Source organism: Leptospira noguchii serovar Panama str. CZ214 (assembly GCF_000306255.2).
Taxonomy (GTDB): Bacteria; Spirochaetota; Leptospiria; order Leptospirales; family Leptospiraceae; genus Leptospira; species Leptospira noguchii.
Window position 1 is genome coordinate 152,622 of the sequence record NZ_AKWY02000020.1, and the last position, 7,379, is coordinate 160,000.

Here is a 7,379-nt window from a genome sequence, read left to right on the forward strand (position 1 = left end):
CATGCCCAAATCTTCATCCAATTTAGAAACTTCTTCGAAATGGTTGAATTGGAAATGGCAGATTCAAAACAGAATCAAAACACGAACCCACTTGTCCGAACATCTTGAACTTTCGGAAAAAGAAATTCTTTCCTTCGAAGCTTGCTCTCGATTTTTTGAATTCTCAGTCACACCTTATTATCTAAGTCTCGCCGACACAAAAGATCCAAATTGTCCGATCCGACTTCAAATCGTTCCACACCAAGAAGAATTGATTCGTAACGGTTTTGAAAAACAAGATCCACTTTCAGAAGAAACATTTATGCCTGTCAAAGGGGTAACACATAGATATCCGGATCGAGCTCTTTGGTATCTTTCTCATGTATGTGCGGTTTATTGTAGATTCTGTACCCGCAAAAGGAAAGTTAGTAAATCTTCTCATACCCCTGGTCAAGAAGACTGGGATAGGGCGCTTAATTATTTTCGGTCTCACAAAGAAATTAAGGAAGTAATCCTCTCAGGTGGAGATCCTTTGAATCTTTCTGACGATAAGTTGGATTATCTTTTAAGAGAATTAAAATCGATTTCGCATATCAATCAAGTTAGAATTCATACCAGATATCCGGTAACTCTTCCGATGAGAATCAACTCCTCGTTATGCGCCGTTCTCAAGAAACACTTTCCAGTTTATATAGTCACTCATTTCAATCATCCGAAAGAAATTACTCCTCTTGTTCGAGAAAGGATTTCTCTTCTTATTCAAGAAGGTAGTACTATGATTTTAAACCAAGGAGTTCTTTTAAAGGGAATCAACGATTCCGCCGAAACACTAAAGGAATTGTTTTACGGACTTACCGCAATCGGAATCAAACCTTATTATCTACATCAGTGTGATGAAGTATGGGGAAGCGGAAGCTTTCGCGTCGAGATCGAAAAAGGTGTGGAAATTATGAAACAGATTCGCGGAAGAATTTCCGGTCTATCGGTTCCGTTGTACGTAGTGGATCTGACCGGGGGCGGAGGTAAGGTTCCTCTTCCCACTTCTTATCTGGCGGAAAAAACGGACCGTTCTTATATATTTCGAAACTATCAGGATGAACTTTATGAAATCAGTTATTAAGCGAAATCGATTTTACAACGTGTTTCAAAATACAAAAGTATCGAATTCTTTTTTACTTTTTCTAAAAGATCAAAACTTAACATTCTGTCTTATTTTCTTAAGACAACTCGTCTCATTGTTTTTGTTATTTGGATTTTTATTTGTCTGTAAAACTCCGGAAAGTAAAGGAGTCTCTTCTTCTATTGAAACACCCAGGTATCTAAGACTTAACTACGACGTGGTCTATGACACCTCCGAAGGAGTGATCCTACACGAAACAGGGAAATTATTTGCAAGAGGTTTATTTTACGATTTTACGATCCGTTCTTCTGAAAATCAATTTGGAAGAATCAAAGCTTCCTCTTACACAGAAGACAATCAAATCGATTTCAAACATATCTTAACCGCAGAAGAATTAAACTTGCTTCAAAATAAACAATATCAATATTTTCCCATGCCAAACGACTCAAGGGCCAGCGTTCTAACCGGAACACACAATGAAAGTTGTTATATTCGATGGGAATGGCAAAAAGAATCTTTTATTTTTGTATTTGAAACGGACTTTAAAAACAATTCGGGAAAAAATACTGCCTTACTTGGAAAAGAATTTCATGAAAATATCCGTAAAGGACTCAGAATTTTTTAGTCTTCTTGACCAATTCTGTACAGATCCATATTCTATCCTTTACAAGGATCTAGTATGTGGTTGAAACTGGGAGACACAGAAATCATCAACCTGGATTATATATCCACGATCAAGAAAAGCCAATCTTCCAATTCAATAGAGATCATCTACAATGACCTGAACCATATCAAATCCCTGCCGTTTCGTAGTCCTACAGAAAGAGATAAAGCCTACGAAGCAATTTTAGAAAATCTTTCGAGAATGAAATTATTTTTTGAATAAAGAGAGAACATGGAATCGATCAAACGAAACCTGCAAACCGTATTTTCCCTAAAACCGTTCGAAATTATTTTTTACGGGTCTAGGCAAAGAGGCGATTTTAGGGATTCGTCCGACTTTAATTTTTTTCTTTTGGCAGATCCAAGTGATCAACTAAAGAGTACATTTTTAAGAGAAATCAATGCGATCTTAAGCCCTTTAGAGGAAATTGCTCCAGTTCAACTCGTTACCGCTGATATAGATTCTTTTTTGGCGAGACTTCGTGTTTTTGAACCTTCTGCGGCTCATTTATGCGAATTAGGAGAACCTTTTTTTGGAAAAACTTCTTTTCCTCTTCTTACTCGAGAATGGGCAAAACTTAAAACTCAGACAATAGATTCAATTGCTGGAGTAAAACATTTAAAAAAGAGATATCGTTTTTACAAAAGTATTTCTTCTAAAAACACAAAAGAAGAAATCTTAAGAATGGAAAGGCTTGTGGCTCTTTATCTTCAAAGTTGGGTTTTCCGAGAGATAGAAGACTTAAGTTGGATAGAAATCGTTTACGCAGACGTACCCACCCGGCTCATCGCCATGATACGCAGGCTCTACAACAAAGAGGTAGACGAAAACATTTTAGAAATTTTGAATTTATATGAAGAAATTCTAAAGTTAAAAACTGAAATTCGAAATCATCAAAATCCTTTTTCTGCTGGGAAATTTCAAAATCTCAAAGATACAATTCGGTTTGAAGAGAAAGAAATTAAAATTCTAAAATTAAATTACTAAAAGCTATCTCAAAAATACTTTATCTTTGCTTCAAATGCCGATTCTGATCATTCTAAGATATCTTTGAGGTAACTTGTAGAATCAAAGTTCAAATCCCTATTTTTTTAGAAATCTATTTAAATAGATTTTATGCGTTCTGCCATCTGTATCAATCGCAAATCTTAGATTTTAACTTATTCAATTTATAATAACGTGAATTTGACGTAAAAAATCTATGATTCATTTTGCTGAAAAAAGTAGGATCTGAATCTTTATCGATCAATTCCTAAAATGTGAAAACTCATACAAAAAGTAAATGTTTAAAAATTTGTAATGTAACTTACTACTCGGGCGACTAAATAGAATACTTAGATTAAATTGTTTCAATAATTTGAATATTTTAGCCATGCTCTAAAATGTCGCAAATCGCGACTTTACGAACCAATTCTTAAATTGTAGAAACTCACATTTTTGGAAAACCCGTTTTCATTTTTTTACTCCGAACTCATGTTAATTTAACGAAAAATTTATTCGTTAGAAGAAATCTCTTGAACTTTCTTAGAATGAAACAATTTATTTATTTTTTTCAAAAACGGTAAAAGAAGAAAATAAAGAACAATAGAAATATTCGGAACCCAAATTAACCAACCTAATACCGCAAAGGCGGCTACATCAAATATCCCTTTTGCAATTACGGAAACGTTATCCAAGGAAATATGTTCGGCCCAACTTAAATTCAAAGGAGTGGAAGTAACAATAGAACCCGTTTTCAAAAACGGAAAGATCAAAATAATCTGCAAAGGATAAACGAGATAATTTGCCAACTGAATTGCAACTGGGTTGAGCCGGAACAACAAACCTAAAATTCCACAAAGAGCCATAGTCGTGCCGATTAAAGGAAACACGCCCACTCCCGCACCAAGAACGATACTCAATGAAATTTTTTCTGGAGTAATCCCGGACTTTAGTTCTTTTTTGAGAACTTCTATTATATTTTTGAGAGAAAAAATTTTTAGGATTCGAAAATTCTTTTTTAAAAATTTAAAATTCAAAGGTTCGCCTCTTACTCAGAACTATATAATAGAATAATTTTCTTACACCAAGCCCAAACTTTTATGATCCATTAAAAAACGAATGCTAAAAAAACGTAACGAACAATCCGTAAAGTAAATACGATAACTATGAATAGCCATAATCTATGTTTAAAAAAACCGGAAAGAACAGTTATAGGATCGCCTACGATGGGTAAAAAGGATAACAATAAGACCGGCCAACCAAAAGTTTTTACCTTTTGATATAGATTTCGAAACGTTGGTGAGGATTCCAACTTTTTATGAACAAAAGTTTCCGAGCCATAACCTAGAAAATAATTCACGATACAAGCGGTACAATTCCCGAATGAAGCCCAAACAACCGCCTCATAAGTAGAAAACCCTGAAACGAGTGCAAGAACCAAAGCGGCTTCTGAACTAAACGGAAGAATGGTCGCCGACACAAAAGAAACGAACGCAAGACCAATACCCCCATACATGGAAATCAGCTCAGAAAGAATTCTCCAAATATTTCCTTCAAGTTCTAACACAATCAAAATTATATCTTCTGTTTTCTTTTGCGAACATTCACTATGATCTGCAAAGATAAAAGAAAAATCACAGAAAAATAAAAACCAAAAGCTAAACAGTAAAAAAAAATATTTCTGAGCCGATCGTCTTTTTTATCATGACTCATTTCCAATAATTTATTAACTTTTAAACTCATTTAACATAAGAAAATTTTTGCGAATAAAAACTCAACAAAACACTTTTTATAGACCCAACACGCTTTTCACTCCAATTCTACTTGTTCTTATACTAAACCTATTTTGATTAAGAATTTGTCTCAAAACCGGAACCGATTTTTGCAGCTTAATCTTTGTGATAAGATAAAATTAAGTTTTAGACAAGTGTAAGTTTAGAGTATTTTAAAATGTTTGATTACTATGTTGTTTAGTTTTCAAAAATTTCTCATTGAAATCGAGATAAATTTGAGTTCAAAACATAATTTGGAAATTTTGAAATTTAAATTTCGTATCTTGTAAATCCGAAAAGAAAAATACTCACCTTAAAATATAGACTGAATAGTCGAAAAAATAGATCATGCTATAAAATGAATCCTATTTGTTAGAACTTTTCAGTTATAACAAATAGGCAAATTAGATAAAGTTATGTATCAGTATTTCGTTTTTATACTTCCACTCTTTTTCAACTTCTGCATCAAGTCGCCAGCCATTCTTGATCCGCCTTATTTTATATTTCAATATTTACAAAATACAGATTCCGCTGAAAATCAGGAAAACAACTCTAATAACAATAACTCCCAATGCCCCGCACCCGCTGGTCCTTTTAATCCAGGTTCAATCTTTGATACTGGTCAAACCCTTTGTTGGAGTGGAGCTGGAACAGTTCAAAGTTGTAGTGGTGCACTGGGTCTGCCCGGCTCTGATGGATCTTTTGATAATGTTCCAAATGCTCGTAATTTTATAGGACCAACCCAACACTGTAAATTTACTTCCGATTATACTATATTTGATCCTCTACATGGACTTACTTGGAAAACCTGTGCACAAGGTCAGACCGGTTCAGATTGTGCAGGTGTTGCAGTTCCAATGAACTGGGCAGATGCAAATGGAGGGCTTCCTGGAAGTTGTTCTGAGTTGAATACTCTCAACAGTGGAGAAGGATATGCTGGTAAAACCAATTGGAGACTTCCTACAGCGAGAGAACTTGCTTCTATCGTTCACTATGCAAACAATCCTCATATTGAGAATGCTTTTTTTCCTTCTAGGACATTTACCGGAAGGTCTTATATGACCAGCACAATAGATGCTAAGGTAGCAGGAAATAATTGGACGGTAGACTTTGCAGTGACACCGCCTATGGACGCAAGGATTTCTAGTATACCACAAGCCACATCTATCTATTTACGTTGTGTTTCCGGAAACGCAATGCCTGCACCTTCTTTTATAAATCAAGCGGATGGAACCGTTCGAGATCTAAATACTGGACTTCTTTGGTCTCAATGTTCAGAAGGGCAAGGAGGAGGAACGTGTTTGATTGGTGCTCCATCAAACACAGATTGGAACACTGCTCGTGGTAATTGCAATGGTAAGGGTTTGGTAGGAAGGGTTTGGAGATTACCAAATGTAAATGAACTTTTAAGTATCATCGATTATAGCAACCCCATTCTTATTTTACCTGCAATCGATACTACTTTTTTTCCAAATACACCCAATCCTTCAGCGTATTGGACTTCTACTACATACGATAGTAATAAAAGTTTTGCATTAGCTATTGCTTTTGCAAACGGCATAATTGCATCATCGGATAAATCTGGTGGTATGTATACCCGTTGTGTAACTACGTTTTGATCTGCTATGGTTGTTTAAAAATTTGTAATGCAACTTTAATCTGTGGAAAATACTAGGAAATACAAAGAACGTTATCCAACTATATTTTTGTACAAAGCCACTGTTTTACAATCATCATCAAAATTTAAATCCTATTTTAACGTGAGTTCGGCTAATAAAAATTTTTCTAAAAATATAAGTTCTCGTACTTTTGAATATGACAAGGTTAAATTATTATAAATTTCTATTTTTTAAATTGTAATAGTTCCTTCAGATTACGTCTTTTTTATCTTTTTGCGATTTTAGATCATACTTTCCAAACGAAATTTTGCAGTAGCTCTCACATTTCAGGAATCGATCTACAAAGTTCAGATCCCGACTTTTTTCAGAAAAATGAATTATGATCGAACTCACAAGTTATAATAGGTTGTTAAAAATTTAATTTCTAAACGAATGATTTATCTACAAGCTCAAGGTAGTTTATTATAAACCGGTAAACTTTACTTGAATGGCCTTATGAATTTTTTCGGCTTCTTGACCTGCACGAACTGCAAAATCCGATCCGTTGGATGCAAAATGAATCCCCCTCGAAGAATTAATTAAAGAATACCGCCCACAAATAGGAAAAAGATCGTCTAACGTAGCTCCCTGCGCTCCAAAACCTGGAATCAAAAAAATCCGATCCGGGTTTTGTTTTCTAAGTATTTTCAACTCGGAAGGACTGGTAGCCCCTACAACAAAACCTAAATTTGAAGTAGAAACCGAATTGGCTACGTAAGCCACCTCTTCGTAAAGAGTACGCCCCGTTTCAGAAAATCTCTTCTTTTGAAACTGAGCCGAGTCTGGGTTGGAAGTTAAACAAAGCCAAAATATAAGATAATCTTGATATTCTAAAAAAGGACGAATGGAATCCAAACCCATATATGGAGAAAGTGTCAGACTATCTACCTGTAAATCTCTGAAATAATACCGCGCGTATTGTCTCGCGGTATTATCCAAATCTCCCCGTTTAACATCAGCTACGATCGGAATCTGAGGATAATTGCTTTTGAGATGTCCGATTACTTTTTCAAACTGTCTAATACCAGAAGAACCGAACACTTCAAAAAACGCTATATTTGGTTTATACGCGACCGCATAGGAGGCTGTTGCGTCTATAATTTCTCTACAAAACTGTACCAGTGGTTCCGGACTTCGTTTAACAATTTCGGGGAGCTTGTCAAAGTCCGGATCCAGTCCGACACAAAGTAGAGATTTGAGAGATT

8 protein-coding genes (1 of these 8 only partly in view) are annotated in these 7,379 nt (G+C 35.1%); 5 read left to right on the forward strand and 3 right to left on the reverse strand.

Annotated elements, in window-relative coordinates:
• Position 1 precedes the first annotated feature (1 nt).
• The 4 genes from LEP1GSC059_RS09395 to LEP1GSC059_RS09410 are packed head-to-tail and all read left to right on the forward strand — an operon-like array spanning position 2 to position 2,750.
• Complete coding sequence (locus LEP1GSC059_RS09395) at positions 2–1,099, forward strand: KamA family radical SAM protein (protein WP_017213463.1); 1,098 nt, start codon at positions 2–4, stop codon at positions 1,097–1,099.
• Positions 1,083–1,724, forward strand: a complete 642-nt coding sequence (locus LEP1GSC059_RS09400; protein ID WP_020980649.1) for a hypothetical protein — start codon at positions 1,083–1,085, stop codon at positions 1,722–1,724. Before LEP1GSC059_RS09395 ends, LEP1GSC059_RS09400 begins: the two co-directional genes overlap by 17 nt.
• Before the next feature lie 54 nt (positions 1,725–1,778).
• Positions 1,779–1,985, forward strand: a complete 207-nt coding sequence (locus LEP1GSC059_RS09405; protein WP_002179782.1) for a hypothetical protein — start codon at positions 1,779–1,781, stop codon at positions 1,983–1,985.
• A 9-nt stretch (positions 1,986–1,994) separates the two neighbouring features.
• The gene (locus LEP1GSC059_RS09410) at positions 1,995–2,750 is read left to right on the forward strand and encodes a hypothetical protein (RefSeq protein WP_017213461.1); all 756 of its coding nucleotides are present in this window, start codon (positions 1,995–1,997) and stop codon (positions 2,748–2,750) included.
• Positions 2,751–3,256: 506 nt separating this feature from the next.
• Here LEP1GSC059_RS09410 and LEP1GSC059_RS09415 read toward each other — a convergent pair.
• Both LEP1GSC059_RS09415 and LEP1GSC059_RS09420 read right to left on the reverse strand, forming a co-directional pair.
• The gene (locus tag LEP1GSC059_RS09415) at positions 3,257–3,781 is read right to left on the reverse strand and encodes a DUF2062 domain-containing protein (RefSeq protein WP_017213460.1); all 525 of its coding nucleotides are present in this window, start codon (positions 3,779–3,781) and stop codon (positions 3,257–3,259) included.
• Positions 3,782–3,852: 71 nt separating this feature from the next.
• Entirely contained in the window at positions 3,853–4,260 is a 408-nt protein-coding gene (locus tag LEP1GSC059_RS09420) for a YqaA family protein (protein ID WP_051058647.1), read from the reverse strand.
• A gap of 672 nt (positions 4,261–4,932) precedes the next feature.
• Here LEP1GSC059_RS09420 and LEP1GSC059_RS09425 point away from each other — a divergent pair.
• Positions 4,933–6,135 carry an Lcl C-terminal domain-containing protein gene (locus tag LEP1GSC059_RS09425; RefSeq protein ID WP_017213458.1) on the forward strand — a complete coding sequence of 401 codons (1,203 nt, stop codon included), beginning with the start codon at positions 4,933–4,935 and terminating at the stop codon, positions 6,133–6,135.
• A 462-nt stretch (positions 6,136–6,597) separates the two neighbouring features.
• Here the strand turns inward: LEP1GSC059_RS09425 and pyrF are convergent, their stop codons facing one another.
• Positions 6,598–7,379 carry the 3' portion of an orotidine-5'-phosphate decarboxylase gene (gene pyrF / locus LEP1GSC059_RS09430; RefSeq protein ID WP_017213457.1) on the reverse strand. The gene runs 34 nt beyond the window's last position, so the window shows 782 of its 816 coding nt (coding positions 35–816); its start codon lies beyond the right edge, outside the window; the stop codon is at positions 6,598–6,600.

What these genes read in the sequence shown, in the direction of transcription:
- LEP1GSC059_RS09400 (WP_020980649.1), top strand. Translation starts at nt 1,083, where the DNA reads ATGAAATCAGTTATTAAGCGAAATCGATTTTACAACGTGTTTCAAAAT.
- LEP1GSC059_RS09405 (WP_002179782.1), top strand. Translation starts at nt 1,779, where the DNA reads ATGTGGTTGAAACTGGGAGACACAGAAATCATCAACCTGGATTATATA.
- LEP1GSC059_RS09395 (WP_017213463.1), top strand. Translation starts at nt 2, where the DNA reads ATGCCCAAATCTTCATCCAATTTAGAAACTTCTTCGAAATGGTTGAAT.
- LEP1GSC059_RS09425 (WP_017213458.1), top strand. Translation starts at nt 4,933, where the DNA reads ATGTATCAGTATTTCGTTTTTATACTTCCACTCTTTTTCAACTTCTGC.
- LEP1GSC059_RS09410 (WP_017213461.1), top strand. Translation starts at nt 1,995, where the DNA reads ATGGAATCGATCAAACGAAACCTGCAAACCGTATTTTCCCTAAAACCG.
- LEP1GSC059_RS09420 (WP_051058647.1), bottom strand. Translation starts at nt 4,260, where the DNA reads ATGTATGGGGGTATTGGTCTTGCGTTCGTTTCTTTTGTGTCGGCGACC.